We start from the raw sequence: 13,507 nt of genomic DNA on the forward strand, positions 1-13,507 counted from the left end.
TCGCATCCGGTGACGCGCCTCACGTCGTCGCGGGCGAACGCGATGGCACGCGGACGATCAGGGGCAGCGGCGACTGCGACGAGCCGCCCCCGTGCCCTCCCCCAGAGCCGCGTCGTCTGAGACGATCCCGCCATGGTCAACATCACGCGGGTCTACACACGCACGGGCGACGACGGCACGACGCACCTCGGCGACTTCAGCCGGACGCACAAGACGGACCCCCGCCTGTCCGCCTACGCCGACACGAACGAGGCGAACGCGGCCATCGGCATCGCGGTGGCCTGCGGCGACCTGCCCGAGGAGGTCCGCACGACGCTGCTGCGCGTCCAGAACGACCTCTTCGACGTGGGCGCCGACCTCTGCAACCCCCTCGTCGTCGGCGAGGAGGACGCAGAGTACCCGCCACTGCGTGTCCACGGCGAGTGGATCGACGAGCTCGAGGCCGACTGCGACCGTTACAACGAGCAGGTCGAGAAGCTCCGCTCGTTCATCCTTCCCGGCGGCACTGCCGGTTCGGCCCACCTCCACCTCGCCTGCACGATCACCCGGCGGGCGGAACGGTCGACGTGGGCCGCGATCGAGACGTACGGCACCGGGCCTGCGGCGAAGGCCAAGGATTCCGAGCACCCCGGCGGTGTGAACGTCCTCACCGCCAAGTACCTCAACCGGCTCTCCGACCTGCTCTTCATCCTCGCGCGCGTCGCGAACGTCGGCCGGGGCGGCGACGTCCTGTGGCAGCCCGGCGGCGGCCGTGACTCGGGGACGGCCCCCTCCACGGACGACTCCACGGAGACGACCGAGGAGTGAGTCGGCGCGTCCGCGGGCGGAGGCCGGGGCCCCGCCCGCGGACGCCGGGCTCGCAGGACGCGCGAGGTCCGGACGAGACACGGTCGGGGGGGCACCGCCGACGCTCCGCTGCGGCGAGGACGCCCGTCGGCGGTCACGGGGGCGGGAACGTGCGGTCGTGAGCCGCCCCGGCGTCTGGGACCGGGGCCGGACAGGACCCCGGCGGCCGAGGGGGCGGTGGGTCCCGGTGTCAGACACCCCAGGCGGGCGTCGGGGGCGAGGACTCCACCCAGTACCGGAGCGCCGTGTAGGGCAGGGGGCCGACGGCGAGGTCGAACTCCATCGGGGTTCCCGACTCGGTGACACCCGCCGCGGCGACCTTGCGTCCGCGGCCCTGGGTGTCGAAGGCGTTGGCGAACGAGGAGTCGTCCTCGAGCGTGGTGACGTCGCCGAGGTCGAGAGAACGGCGGCCCCACGTGTAGGAGGCACGCAGCGACCACCCGAAAAGGGGGAACACCTGCAACGAGGTCGCGCTCATCCGGAGGAGCGAGGGTCGCCAACGCCCGCTCCGGCCAGGGCGGAAGCCGCACACCACGACGTCGCTGTCGTGCGAGATGAGCCGTCGGCGGAGATAGACGGAGACGATGACCGCGACGGCGCCGAGAGCCAGCAGGAGCGGGATGATCTCGACGATCACCACGGCCCGGCTGGTCATGGCGGCGTCAGTTGCGGGAGACGGTCTCGGAGACGATCGTGACGACGTCGCTGTCGACGGAGAGGAACCCGCCGTCGACCGTGAAGGACGAGGAGCCGGCACCTCCACCCTCGATGCGGACTTCACCCTCGCCGAGCGCGGCCATCAGCGGCGCGTGCTGCGGCAAGATCCCGAGGTCCCCCTCGATGGTGCGGGCGATGACGCGATCGGCGTCGCCCTCCCAGACCTTGCCGTCGGCGGCGACGAATTCGACGTGCAGCTGACCCACGTGGAGACCCCTTCGATGCTCGGTATTGCCGCGAGTGTACCCGTCGGCCGCGCGGGAGCGGCCCGGAAGGGCGGGACACCACGACGCAGGAGGGCGAACCTTCCCCGTCCCGCACGGGTACCCGACGGCCCACCCCCTCCGTCGCGGCCCCTCCACGCGAGGGCGACACCGGGCCGACGCCGAGATCCCCCACCGCCCCCTCACTCCTCGGCCCCGCCGCCGGCGCCGGACCGCAGCCGCGCCGACAACACCCCACTTCGTGTCGTTGACCTGCGACGACGCCGATGCGGTCCCCACCCGGCCGCGGTGGTACCTTCCCGCACGTGAAGCTCTGGACCCTGCACTCCGACGGCGCGCTCGACGGCCCCGACGACGTCGTCTCCCCCTCCGAACGTCTCTCCTGGGGACGCACCGTCGGCCTCGGCATGCAGCACGTCGTCGCGATGTTCGGGGCGACGTTCGTCTTCCCGCTCCTCATGGGACTGTCGCCGCAGCTCGCGATCATGATGTCGGGCGTCGCGACGCTCCTCTTCCTCGTCCTCACCGCCGGGAAGGTGCCGAGCTACCTCGGTTCGTCGGCCTCGTTCGTCGGCGTCACGGGCATCATCGCCGCACACGGCGGCACCGCCTCGGACAAGACCGGCGCCCTGTTCTTCATCGGCGTGACGCTGCTCGCCGTCGGCGTCGTCATCCACGCCCTCGGCCCGACGTTCATGCACCGGCTCATGCCGCCCGCGGTCACCGGCGCCGTCATCATGCTCATCGGGTTCAACCTCGCGCCCGTCGTCGCGAAGACGTACTGGCCGCAGGACCAGTGGATCGCCCTGGTCGTCATGCTCTTCGTCGTCACCGTGAGCGTCGCCTCGCGCGGGTTCCTCTCGCGCATCTCGATCTTCGCGGCCGTCGTCGTCGGCTACCTCCTGTCATGGCTCGCCGACGTCGGCCTCGGCCCCATCACGGGCCCCACGGCCTCCGGCGACGTGACGACCCACCTCCGCATCGACTGGGCCCCCGTCGCGGCCGCCCCGTGGTTCGGTCTGCCGCACGCGACGACGGCGGCCTCCCCGGGCTGGCACCTGCCCACCTTCCACCTCGGGTTCACCCTCACGGTCCTGCCCATCGTCGTCGCCCTCGTCGCCGAGAACATCGGGCACGTCAAGGCCGTCGGGGAGATGACCGGCGAGAACCTCGACCCCTACATCGGCCGCGCCGTCGGCGCCGACGGGTTCGCGACCATCCTCTCGACCGCCGTCGGCGGCGCCCCCACGACGACGTACGCCGAGAACATCGGCGTCATGGCCGCGACCCGCGTCTATTCGACGGCGGCATACGTCGTCGCCGCCCTCACCGCGATCGCCTTCGGCTTCTCCCCCAAGTTCGGCGCCGTCGTCTCGGCGATCCCCGGCGGCGTCCTCGGCGGCATCACCGTCGTCCTCTACGGCATGATCGGCCTGCTCGGCGCCAAGATCTGGGTCGAGCACGACGTGCAGTTCGGCCACCCCGTTACCCTCGTCCCCCTCGCCGCGGGCATCATCATGGGCGTCGGCAACGTGAGCCTCCACCTCACCGACGACTTCGAGCTCGCCGGGATCGCCCTCGGCACGATCACCGTCATCGTCGGCTACCACCTCGCGCACGCCCTCGCCGCCCGCGCCCGCACCGCGCCGGCCGTGCCCGATCTCTCCGGCACGGATCTGAGTGAACCCGAGGACCTCACCCGGGAGCTCGGGTGGGACGGGTCACACCACTCCTGAGCCGCTACGGCGTGTGAGCGGCCGCGCGATCCGATACCTGCGATCCTGTTCTGACGTACGGTTTCTGCCGTACCGACCGGGCCGGGACCCGGTACCGCAGTCGCCGTCACGCCGGGGGTCGCATGAATCCGATGGAGTCCGTCGTCATCGCCGTCCCCACCTATCGGCGTCCCGAGCTTCTGGCTCGCCTCCTCCGCTCCCTCCGCCACGAGGTGGCCGACACCGGGGTCCTGCTCGTGCTCGGTGACAACGATCCCGACCGCGGGGACGCCGAACGCGTCGTCGATTCGAGCGACCTCCGTGACGCCTGTGAGGTGGCGTGCATCCCGGTCCGGCAGCCGGGCGTCGCCGAGGTTCGCAATGCTCTCGTCCGCGCGGCGACGCGTCTCCGTCCAGGATGGGAATGGCTCGTCATGCTCGACGACGACGGACACGTCCCGCCCGGCTGGCTCACGACGATCACCACGGCCGCTCGCGAGGGCGGCGCCGACGTCACCGCAGGCCCCGTCCTCGGAGATCTCCCGGCAGGGGCGTCGCGTCTCGCACACAACAGCCTCTACGCAGGACGCACGCGGCACCCCTCGGGCCCCGTCGCGATGCTCAACGGCGCCCAGAACATCGTCGTGCGCCGTCGCATCCTCGAACGCATCGGTGATCCCTGGTTCCCCACCCACCTGGGACGCGCCGGCGGGGAGGACCACTTCTTCTTCCGCGCCGTCCTCGACCAGGGCGGGACGCTCGCCTGGTGCGACGAGGCGCCGGTGACGGAACCGACCCCCGCCGACCGGCTCACCGCAGGCGCCCTCCTGCGGCGTGCCTACCGGAGCAATCTCGTCGGCACCCAGACCGACCTCGCGTTCCACGGCCCCGTCCTCACCTCGCGCCGCCTCGCCGTGGATGCCGGGTGGCTGCTCCGGAAGACGGCATCCGCTGCCGTGCGCCGCGACCGCGACGGCCTCGCCGAGGCGCTCCTCGGCTCGGCCTCGATCGCCGGTCGGGCTGCCGGTTTCGTCCGCCGGACGCCGCCGGACGCCTCCCACACAGGCTGCTGAGGCCGATGGGGGCTTCCACCGGGAAGGCCCCATGGACGGGATCAGACGTGGAGGTGCACTGGCCTGCCACGCCCGACGATCGACACCTGCCACGTCGGCACCCTGCGGTGCGGGACGACGTCCGGGATCCGCGCGGCAGCTGTCACGAGCCTCTCCCGTGCGCGCGCCACGGCATCCCCGTCGGCCGGGCACGCACGCGTGACGAGTTCGGCGAGGCTGCCCACGTCGCGCGAGTCGCACCCGCGGTCCCGCGCAGGTCGGACCACGCTCTCGTGGTCCCGGAACTTGAAGTCCCCGCCGTAGAGCGCTCTGGGCATCCGGACCCACGCGGCCGGGATCCCGAAGGAGTCGGCGGTGATGACCCCGTGCAACGACGTCGAGACGATCGCGCGACACGACGCGACCTGGCGGGCCACGGCCCGCGGGCTCTGGGCGACGTCGATGAAGAGCACTCCGTCACCGGAACCGGGGTGGGCGGCCACGAGATCGAGCAACCACGGGTCCTCGGCGTGGACGTAATGGGCGACGACCCCGACGTCGTACGTGACGCTCCGACGACGCACGCGGCGCGAGAGGAGGAGGCCGGGATCGCCGAGAGCCTCGACGGTCGGGGAGCCCAGGCGATCCCGGGTGAGATGGCCGCGCAGCGCGAGGCACGTCGCGCCGGGCAGGTCCATGCGACGGTCGTCGACGAGCCCGCTCCCCCAGATCGCGCCCTGGAATCCGGGGTCGAGGTGCTGGAGGAGAGAGCCGACGCCGACGAGATCCGCCTCGGCGGGAGGGGCGAGGACGGGGACGACGCCGAGACGTGGGAGGAGGTACGGGGTGAGGAGGTCACCGAAGTTCTCGACCTTCTCCCACCAGAACGTCGAGACGAGCAGGGCCTCCGGTCGGCAGGCGGGGGTCATGACGGCGCGGGCGACACGACGGGCCTCCCGCCCCTGGCTGCGCACCCGTCCGTTGTACCCGAGCTTCCGTCCGCCGAGTCCGCGTTCGACCCGGCCGGCCACCTGTGACACGACGTCCATGCTTCCCACCGTAGGGAATTCGGCGCGCAGGACCGACGTGCCGAGCTCGTGTCGGCGTCAGGATCCGGTCACGATCGATCCGGGTCCCGGCGGAGGCCGATCGCGTCGAGGAGCACGTCGTCCTTGTAGATGTCCGAGGTGGCATGGGTGAGCACCCAGGCTCGTGCGCGCCGCCCCATCTCGTCGTAGTGCGCAGCCCGAGCGGGATCCAGGACGTCACGGATCGCCGCCCTCAAGGCCTCGGGCTCGGGCGGGACGACGACGCCGGTGACCCCGTCCTCGATGTAGTCCCGCACTCCCGGAGCATCCGTGACGACGACGGGCTTCCGAAGGAGCATTGCGTTGAGGTAGGACTGCTGCCCGGCCGACCGGTGGCGGTCCTGCAGCGGGACGACGGCGACACGACACCCCGCGAGGAGTCGGACGAACTCCTCGTGGGGGACGAGTCCCGCAGTGATCCGGGGGTGGGGTCGGCGGGGCTGCCAGTCGGCGGCGATGCGACACGGGACGTCGAGCGGTCGGACGGCCTCTTCGAGCAGGTCGTAGTCGCGGTAGGACGTCCCGCCGGCGAAGAGATAATCCCCGGTCGTGGTCGGGGTCGCCGGGTCGATCGTCGCAGGGAAGGGGGTGAAGACGACGCGTTCGGGGTCGACCGACCACAGGTCGGGGAACGTCTCCCGCTCCTGTCTGCTGAGGACCGCGTAGTGGACGTGAGGCCCGTCGATCGCCCGGATCATGAGCTTCTGTGGGAGCGCGAACCATCGACTCGGCACGCCGGTGAGGCGGGACAACGACCGGCTCTCCGGTTCCCACGTGGCGTCGGTGAGAAGGATGCGCGGACGCCGGGAGGGCCGTCGCGTCATCTTGACGAGGAGCGCGAGGACGAAGTCCCGGTAACGGTGACGACGGGACACGGAGCCGAGGAGGATGAGACCCCGCTTGCCCGGCGCGAGGCGGAGGAGGCGGAGGAGGTCACGAGGAGTGCCGATCGCCTCCGGGGTCTCGGGGACGTAGAAGTCGACGTGCGATCGCCAGCCGGGAGACGACCCCCACATCGTGCTCATCACGACGGGGTCGCCGACATGCGACGCGTCGCGGGCGAACTGCTCGTGGGCGTCCTCGGATGCGTGACGGGAGGTGGTGGTCATGCTCGTGAGGTCTCCTCTCGGCGGACGCGTTCCCGCCATCGGTACAGGGCACCCGTCGGGGGCACGTGGCGGAGCATGCCTGCCTTGAGTCGAAGCCTGCGGTCCCACGGGACGAGGGAGGCCGCGGCCGAGTAGTCGGCGGCCGCCTCCGTACGTCGGCCCTCGCGGAGGGCCGCATCGGCGCGCTGGAGGTAGACGTCCTGGGTCTCCATGTCGAGGACCCGGTCGAGGTAGGCACGTTCGTCGTCGGTGAGTCGGTCGTCGTACCGCTCTCGGACGGCCCGGCGCAGGCGCTGCTCGTACTCCGCCATCCGCGCGGTCCGTGCCGACAGGCTCGAACCCGTACGGCGGTACAGGGCGGTCGGAGTCGTCTCGTAGAGGGTGGTCCACCCCGCGAACGCGGCCCGGACCCAGAAGTCGTAGTCCTCGAGGACGCGCATCTCGGGGTCGAACCCGCCGATCTCCTCGTGCATCGCGCGGGGATAGACGGAGAGGACGGAGACGATGTTGCGCTGGAGGAGAGCGAGACGGTGTCCCTGCGAACGCGGCGTGGTTCGCGGGAGGACGGTGCGGCGGGGCACGATCCCGGAGACACCCATCGTGTAGGCGTTGCAGGTGACGTACGCCTTCTCCGTCTCGCGTGCCTGCCACCGCGCCACGGCGCGCTCGACGTGGGGCGGCAGGAGCACGTCGTCGGCGTCGAGGAGGGCGATGAGTTCACCGGACGCGGCGGCCACGGCGGAGTTCCTCGCCTCGGCGAGACCCCTGTTCTCCTGACGGACGACCGTGAGCAGGTCACCGTAGGCGTCGACGATGGCGCCGCTGCGGTCGGTCGCACCGTCGAGGCAGACGACGACCTCGACGTCGGGATACGTCTGCATGAGGGCGCTCGAGATCGCCTCCCCCACCGTCCGCTCGGACTGATAGCACGGGATGACGACGCTCACGCGCGGGCCGTGGGGCATGAATCCCCTTTCGGAGGACGGGAGTTCACGAAGAGAGAACGGGACCACCCTAACGACGTGGACCCGAACGTGGACCGCCCGGCTCGGGCGACCCTGCATCGCTCGAGCCGGGCCATCCCCCCGCACCACCCCGTGTCACCGCCACGAGTATTGTTCCCCTGCCAGGCTATTGGGGGATGGCGCCGATCCGACGCAGGAGTCCGACCCGATGACCGATACCCGTCCCCCTCTCGTCTCCGTCCTCGTCCCCGCCTACAAGCGGGCGGACACGATCGTCGCGGCCGTCCGCAGCGCTCTCGACCAGACGTGGACGAACCTCGAGGTCGTCGTCGTGGACGACCATTCCGAGGACGGGACCGAGCGTGCCCTGGCCGAGATCGACGACGACCGTGTCACCCTCCTCACCCACGAGACCAACCGGGGCGGCAACGCGGCCCGACGCACCGCGATCGAGGCGAGCCGCGGGGAATTCCTCGCCTTCCTCGACGCCGACGATCTGTGGCTGCCGACGAAGGTCGAGAAGCAGGTCGCCGCGTTGGAGGCGGGCGGCCCCACGGCCGGTCTCTCCTACACGTGGTACGACCTCCGCTACCCCGACGGCCGGCTGGAGGCAGGGCGACGCCCCACCGCCTCCGGGGTGCGCGCCCTCGAGCTCCTCCAGGCGAACGTCATCGGCACCTTCTCCTGCGTCATGGTGCGCCGCGAGGTCGTGGACACGGTCGGCACGCCCGACCCCGGGCTCCCCTCGTGCCAGGACTGGGAGTTCTACCTCCGCGTCAACGAGGAGTGGTCGATCGAATGCGTCCCCGAGGTCCTCGTCCACTACTGGCGTGACGACTCCGACGTCCACCGCATCTCTGCGAGCGCCGCCAAGGTGAGCGCGGGGCACAGGGAGGTCTACGCCCGGATCGTCGACCGACTCTCCACCCTTCCCCCCAGCGAGGCCACGGCCGGCCACCGGTACTTCCTCGAGATCTTCGGCAACCACGCGGACGTCGGGGGCGTGGCACGGGTGATGACCCACCTGCCCGTGCGCCACCTCACGGCGGCGGACGTGCGGTTCGCCGCACACATGGCGGTGCGCGCCGCCCGGAAGTCGGCCGCGGCGGCGCACGCCCGTCGACGCGCCGGACGCTGAGTCCCCCCTCCGGGACGGCGCGCACGGTGCCGTCGCCCCCGTCGGGGAGCGTCAGCGACGGCGGACGAGGGCCAGTGCGTCCTTGGCGCCGCGGACGCCGAGCGTCGTCATGACGAGGAGGACGAAGCCGGGCCCGGCGAGGAGCCCGCAGGTGAGCAGACCGAGCGGCCCGTGCGGCGCCCAGGGGGCCACGAGTAGTTCCAACACCAACGTGAGGCCGGCCGCGGCGGCGGCCTGCCAGAGCGGCACCTGCCGCAGGAACCATCGGATGCGCACCTCGACGACACGACTCACGTCCCAGGACATGAAGAGGGTGCCTGCCATCGTGCCGATCGCCGTACCCGCGACGACTCCGAGGAGCCCGAAGGGGAACCACAGCGCGACGCTTGCGACGACGTTCGCGAGGAGTGAGACGACGCTCTGCCGCATGGCGATCGAGGCGTGACCGAGGGAGAGCGCCCAGGTGCGGTCGACGATGCAGACGAGACCGAAGAAGTGCCCTGCCAGCAGGATCGAGGCGATGTCACCGGCGATCGCGTATCCCGGGGGGAGCCACGCCTTGACGCCCCAGTAGGTCGACGGGACGCCGACGGCACACCACCCGGTGACGAGGACGACCCAGACACGCTGCAGTCGTTCGATCTTCGGGCGTGCCCCCGTGGCCCCGACGGCCCCGACCTCCGCGCCGACGAGTGCCTGGATGGGTGCGAGGGCGTTGAGGGGGACGAGGCGTAGCTGATTGGCGAAGTTCGTGCCCTGACCGAACGGGCCCGACTGCTGCGCGGAGATGATGCGGGCGGCGACGAGCTGGTCCTTCTGGGAGGCGAGGATCGCCGCGATGCCGCCGATCTGGATCCGCCACGCGTAGGCGAAGAACTCCCCCGCCTCGGCGCGGGTGACGAATCCGAGGCCCTGCTGCGTGAGGAACCGCACTCCCACCGGCACGCTGATGAGGGTGCCCACGACCTGCTGGAGGATCATCGTCCCGGCGACCCCGTAGAGGCCCCACCCGTTCTCGATGGTCGCCCAGAGCCCGAGAGCGTAGACGACGTGGCCGGCGATGATCGCCGCCGACAGCACCTGGAACCGGTTCCGCGCCGAGACCACCGCGTTGTACAGATTGCGCAGCAGCAGGACCGCGACGACGGCGGTGAGCGTGACGAGGAGGAATCTCGCCTCCGGGACGTACTCGGGCGCGAGGTGGAAGAACTGGAGGATCCGTTCGGAGAAGAGGACCACCGCGGTCGTGATGAACACGCCGAATGCCGCGATGACCGCGGAGACGGAGAAGAGGAGCCGTGTCGTCGCGGTGCGGTCGTCGCGACCCGCATAGATGGTGAAGAACCGCATGGCGGCCTGGCCGATACCACCGTCGAACTGACTGAGCAGCATCGTGATCGTCGTGATGAGGAGGAAGATCCCGTACCGGGCGTCCCCCAACCCGCGGATGATGTACGGGGTCATCCCGAGGTTGATGACGAGCGGCACGAACTGCGACGCCGCGCTCCACGAGGTGCCACTGACGAGCGTCCGTGCCGAACCGCGGGCGCCGCCGGCGGGTGGGACGGGAGGCGGCGCCGCCTCGATCGGGGTGGTCCCGACGTCGGTGCGGTCGGCGGGTGTGGGCTGTTCAGGGATCACGGGCGTCCCGGGCACGAGGAGGGGGAGAGGCCAGACACGGGTGACATCGTACGGCTCGAGCAGCGCCGGGCGATCGTTCCCCCGCCGCCTCGAGACGTCCTCCGGAGGCGCGAATGATCTTGGGGCGACGGGGAACTCCCCACCCTGGACGTCCGACTGCGCAGGGTAGGGTCGGAGCCGCACCCGTCCTGCCCCGCCCTCCACCCGAGGAGATCTCGTTGTCGTCGACCTTCCCGAGCGAACGCGTCCACGACCACGACGACGTCCGTGAGGACGCCGTCGGCCCGCTCACCTCCGTCCTCCGCCATCCGGCTCTCATGGCGGTCTGTCTCGTCCTGGGGTTGTTGCTCGGAGTGGGCGCCGCCCTGGTGATGCCGCGGACCTACGGCGCCGAGGCGCGAGTCGCCGTCGTGCCTGCGGACACGAGTGCGTACACGATCGCCGGGTACCCGGTCGGTGCGCGGGAGCTCGCCGCCGACTACTCCCGATGGATCCGCAACGAGGTCGCGGCCGGGTCCTGGAAGGTCGGGGACGGCGCCACCGTGGCCGCATCCCCCATCCCGGAGTCCGCGGTGATCCGCATCGAGGCCCAGGCGGGTTCTGCCGAGGAGGCCACCCGCGCGGCGACGCAGGCCGCGGACACCCTCATGACCAAGGTCGGCGAGGCTCGAAAGGGCCACGACCCGCAGTCCGCGTACGCCGCGTTCACCTCCATCGCACCCAAGGTCGCGGCGGCCCGGGCGGCGGCGTCGGAGGCGGAGACCGAGTACTCCCGTGCCGTCGGTGGCGAGAAGAGCGCGGCGAGCGTGAAGAGCGCCCGGGCGCGATGGCAGAAGGCGCAGACCGAGCTCGCCGAACTGCAGCTCAAGCAGGAGGCGGCGGGCGAGCTCTACCGCCGCCAGTACGTCGACACCCAAGGCAACAGCACCCTCGAGGTCATCTCTCCCGCAGCATCCACGGGTGACGGTCTCCGGTCCGCATTGCTGCGGTACGGCCTGCTGGGCCTCGGAGCCGGTGGCCTGCTCGGCCTGCTCCTCTCGGTGATGCGGGACCGGCGCCGGCCCCGGTCGAAGGTCGAGCCCTCCGCGTGAGTCGGTCGTGAACCCGAGTCCCGCCACACCCGCCGCAGGCCCGGTCGCCACGGCCGCGTCCGAGTCCGTCGCTCCCGTTCCCCGGCCGGAGTCGTGGCGGACGGCCCCCGCGTTCTTCTGGGTGCTTCTCGCCGCTCTCGTCCTCAACGTCTTCTCCGGGCGCTGGGGCGAGATGGGCATCCCGCTCGGCCCCGACCGCCTCCTCTTCGCCGGGGGCCTGCTGCTCCTCCTCCTCGACCGTCGCTTCTCCCCGACACGCCGGCCCCGTGGCACGACCGCCCTGTTCGTCGCGATGGTCGCGTACTCGGTCTGGACCCTCGCCTCGATCGTGTGGCACGCACAGTTCACGACGCTCGCGTTGTACGCGGCCCTCGACCGGGTCGTCCTCCCCCTACTCCTGTTCGCGATTGCGCCGGCGTTCCTCCGGACGCCGTTCCGTCGCCGGGTGTTCCTCCGCGCCCTCACGCTCCTCGGGCTCTATCTCGTGGCGATCACCCTCGCCGAGACGGCGGGGGCTCTCGGCTTCCTTTTCCCCCGCTACATCGCCACCTACGAGGTGTTGCCCGAGGCCGTCGCGAGCGGCGAGGCCGCCCGTGCCGGCGGCCCGTTCCTCATGGGCGAGGCGAACGGGATGTCGCTGCTCCTCTGCGGGATCTGCGCGTTCCTGCTCGCGCGGGTCGACCGCGGCGCGTGGCGTGCGCTCGGCCTCGCGGTGGGCGCCCTGTCGCTCGGCGCGAGCGTCCTCTCCCTCACCCGGTCGGTCTGGCTGGGTGGCCTCCTCGCCGTGATCGTCGTCGTCGCCTCCCGACGTTCGTTGTGGCGATGGGTGCCCGTCATGGCCGCTCTCGGAGTCGCACTCGCGCTCGTCGGGCTCGCCGCCGCCCCCGACGTCGCCACGCGGATCACCGAACGAGGATCGACGTCCCGCTCCCTCCACGACCGCGCCAACTCGAACGCGGCCGCCCTGCGGGTCGTCGAGGAGACGCCCGTCACCGGGGTCGGGTGGGGTCGGTTCATCGACGTGGCGCCGGAATGGGTACGGCAGGCCGACACCTACCCGGTGACGACGGTGAACATCGAGATCCACAACGTCTTCCTGTCACGTGCGGCCGAACTCGGCATTCCGGCCGCACTGCTGTTCGTCGCGATCCTCGCCTTCGGGCCCGGCGCGGCGATGGCGCGCCGCCGCGACGACCCCGTCACCGACGACTGGCGTATCGCCTGCCTCGCGGCCGGAATGGCGTGGATCGTGCCCGCGATGACGAGCCCCGTCCCCTACCCGTTCCCGACGTTCGTCTTCTTCCTCCTCACCGGGCTCGTGCAGTCCTGGCCCGACCCCCGAAAGGACCCGACGTGCCGCTGAAGGACTTCGTCCGCTCCGCTCGTGACGGCGTCATCGCCCGCGAGCGGCTCCGTCGCGCGAACAGGGAGGCCTTCGTCGCCGCGGACGTCAAGTTCGCCGGCGACCCACGGCGGGCACATCTCGCCAAGGACGTGTCCGTCCACGGGCCCACGGCGCTCTACGTGACGGACGGTGCTGGACTCACGGGCGCACGTCTCGAGATCGGAGAGCGCACCTACGTCGGCGAGTTCAACAACATCCGCTGCGCGGGCGCCTCCATCCGCATCGGGCGGGACTGCCTCGTCAGCCAGCTCGTCACCATCGTCGGCAGCAACCACGGCACCGCGCCGGGCACACCGATCGTCGACCAACCCTGGCACGGTGACGGGGTCGTCATCGGGGACGACGTCTGGATCGGAGCGGGCGCCGTGATCCTCCCCGGCGCGCGGATCGGGGACGGATGCGTCGTCGCGGCGAACTCCGTGGTGCGGGGCGAGGTGCCCGCAGGCTCCATCGTCGCGGGGGCTCCGGCGACGGTCCTGCGGCAGCGCTGACGACGTCGCTCCCGGCCGGGGCGGG

13 protein-coding genes are annotated in these 13,507 nt (G+C 71.4%); 7 read left to right on the forward strand and 6 right to left on the reverse strand.

Features of this window, described 5'->3' with window-relative positions; translation table 11 throughout:
* Window positions 1-132: 132 nt before the first annotated feature.
* Complete coding sequence (locus MOPEL_RS00635) at window positions 133-807, forward strand: cob(I)yrinic acid a,c-diamide adenosyltransferase (protein ID WP_009480906.1); 675 nt, start codon at window positions 133-135, stop codon at window positions 805-807.
* A 229-nt stretch (window positions 808-1,036) separates the two neighbouring features.
* Here the strand turns inward: MOPEL_RS00635 and MOPEL_RS00640 are convergent, their stop codons facing one another.
* Both MOPEL_RS00640 and MOPEL_RS00645 read right to left on the reverse strand, forming a co-directional pair.
* Window positions 1,037-1,501 carry a DUF2550 family protein gene (locus MOPEL_RS00640; RefSeq protein WP_009480907.1) on the reverse strand — a complete coding sequence of 155 codons (465 nt, stop codon included), beginning with the start codon at window positions 1,499-1,501 and terminating at the stop codon, window positions 1,037-1,039.
* 7 nt (window positions 1,502-1,508) lie between these two features.
* Window positions 1,509-1,769, reverse strand: a complete 261-nt coding sequence (locus MOPEL_RS00645; protein ID WP_009480908.1) for a F0F1 ATP synthase subunit epsilon — start codon at window positions 1,767-1,769, stop codon at window positions 1,509-1,511.
* A gap of 284 nt (window positions 1,770-2,053) precedes the next feature.
* On the opposite strand from MOPEL_RS00645, the gene MOPEL_RS00650 reads away from it, so the two are divergent.
* Window positions 2,054-3,523 (forward strand): uracil-xanthine permease family protein, encoded by a 1,470-nt coding sequence (locus MOPEL_RS00650; protein ID WP_174270575.1) that lies wholly within the window; start codon window positions 2,054-2,056, stop codon window positions 3,521-3,523.
* 131 nt (window positions 3,524-3,654) lie between these two features.
* A complete protein-coding gene (locus MOPEL_RS15515) occupies window positions 3,655-4,575 on the forward strand; it encodes a glycosyltransferase family 2 protein (protein WP_051992153.1) in 921 nt (306 codons plus the stop codon).
* Window positions 4,576-4,616: 41 nt separating this feature from the next.
* Here MOPEL_RS15515 and MOPEL_RS15520 read toward each other — a convergent pair whose 3' ends face one another.
* The 3 genes from MOPEL_RS15520 to MOPEL_RS00670 form a co-directional block, all read right to left on the reverse strand.
* Window positions 4,617-5,603, reverse strand: coding sequence for a polysaccharide pyruvyl transferase family protein (locus MOPEL_RS15520; RefSeq protein ID WP_009480911.1), 987 nt, complete (start codon window positions 5,601-5,603; stop codon window positions 4,617-4,619).
* A 68-nt stretch (window positions 5,604-5,671) separates the two neighbouring features.
* Window positions 5,672-6,751 carry a glycosyltransferase gene (locus MOPEL_RS00665; RefSeq protein WP_009480912.1) on the reverse strand — a complete coding sequence of 360 codons (1,080 nt, stop codon included), beginning with the start codon at window positions 6,749-6,751 and terminating at the stop codon, window positions 5,672-5,674.
* Window positions 6,748-7,716, reverse strand: coding sequence for a glycosyltransferase family 2 protein (locus MOPEL_RS00670; protein WP_009480913.1), 969 nt, complete (start codon window positions 7,714-7,716; stop codon window positions 6,748-6,750). The genes MOPEL_RS00665 and MOPEL_RS00670 overlap by 4 nt, the downstream gene beginning before the upstream one ends.
* Before the next feature lie 208 nt (window positions 7,717-7,924).
* Between MOPEL_RS00670 and MOPEL_RS00675 the strand changes: the two genes are divergently transcribed.
* Window positions 7,925-8,854: a glycosyltransferase family 2 protein gene (locus MOPEL_RS00675; protein ID WP_009480914.1), complete on the forward strand. Its 930-nt coding sequence runs from the start codon at window positions 7,925-7,927 to the stop codon at window positions 8,852-8,854.
* Between the two features lie 51 nt (window positions 8,855-8,905).
* On the opposite strand, the gene MOPEL_RS00680 is transcribed toward MOPEL_RS00675, so the two are convergent.
* The gene (locus MOPEL_RS00680; protein ID WP_169316257.1) at window positions 8,906-10,495 is read right to left on the reverse strand and encodes an oligosaccharide flippase family protein; all 1,590 of its coding nucleotides are present in this window, start codon (window positions 10,493-10,495) and stop codon (window positions 8,906-8,908) included.
* 218 nt (window positions 10,496-10,713) lie between these two features.
* Here MOPEL_RS00680 and MOPEL_RS00685 point away from each other — a divergent pair, with 218 nt between their 5' ends.
* Genes MOPEL_RS00685 through MOPEL_RS18675 form a run of 3 tightly spaced genes read left to right on the forward strand, consistent with a single transcriptional unit; the run spans window position 10,714 to window position 13,482 of the window.
* Window positions 10,714-11,586, forward strand: a complete 873-nt coding sequence (locus MOPEL_RS00685) for a hypothetical protein (protein ID WP_009480916.1) — start codon at window positions 10,714-10,716, stop codon at window positions 11,584-11,586.
* Between the two features lie 7 nt (window positions 11,587-11,593).
* On the forward strand, window positions 11,594-12,949 hold the full coding sequence (locus MOPEL_RS18220; protein WP_009480917.1) for an O-antigen ligase family protein: 1,356 nt from the start codon (window positions 11,594-11,596) through the stop codon (window positions 12,947-12,949).
* Window positions 12,940-13,482: an acyltransferase gene (locus MOPEL_RS18675; protein ID WP_009480918.1), complete on the forward strand. Its 543-nt coding sequence runs from the start codon at window positions 12,940-12,942 to the stop codon at window positions 13,480-13,482. The genes MOPEL_RS18220 and MOPEL_RS18675 overlap by 10 nt, the downstream gene beginning before the upstream one ends.
* The last annotated feature ends 25 nt before the right edge of the window (window positions 13,483-13,507 follow it).

The organism is Mobilicoccus pelagius NBRC 104925, assembly GCF_000247995.1.
Lineage (GTDB): Bacteria > Actinomycetota > Actinomycetes > Actinomycetales > Dermatophilaceae > Mobilicoccus > Mobilicoccus pelagius.

Bases quoted from the DNA above. Each gene is read 5' to 3' on its own strand.
- MOPEL_RS00635 (WP_009480906.1), top strand. From the start codon at position 133: ATGGTCAACATCACGCGGGTCTACACACGCACGGGCGACGACGGCACG.
- MOPEL_RS00640 (WP_009480907.1), bottom strand. From the start codon at position 1,501: ATGACCAGCCGGGCCGTGGTGATCGTCGAGATCATCCCGCTCCTGCTG.
- MOPEL_RS00650 (WP_174270575.1), top strand. From the start codon at position 2,054: ATGCGGTCCCCACCCGGCCGCGGTGGTACCTTCCCGCACGTGAAGCTC.
- MOPEL_RS15515 (WP_051992153.1), top strand. From the start codon at position 3,655: ATGGAGTCCGTCGTCATCGCCGTCCCCACCTATCGGCGTCCCGAGCTT.
- MOPEL_RS15520 (WP_009480911.1), bottom strand. From the start codon at position 5,603: ATGGACGTCGTGTCACAGGTGGCCGGCCGGGTCGAACGCGGACTCGGC.
- MOPEL_RS00665 (WP_009480912.1), bottom strand. From the start codon at position 6,751: ATGACCACCACCTCCCGTCACGCATCCGAGGACGCCCACGAGCAGTTC.
- MOPEL_RS00670 (WP_009480913.1), bottom strand. From the start codon at position 7,716: ATGCCCCACGGCCCGCGCGTGAGCGTCGTCATCCCGTGCTATCAGTCC.
- MOPEL_RS00675 (WP_009480914.1), top strand. From the start codon at position 7,925: ATGACCGATACCCGTCCCCCTCTCGTCTCCGTCCTCGTCCCCGCCTAC.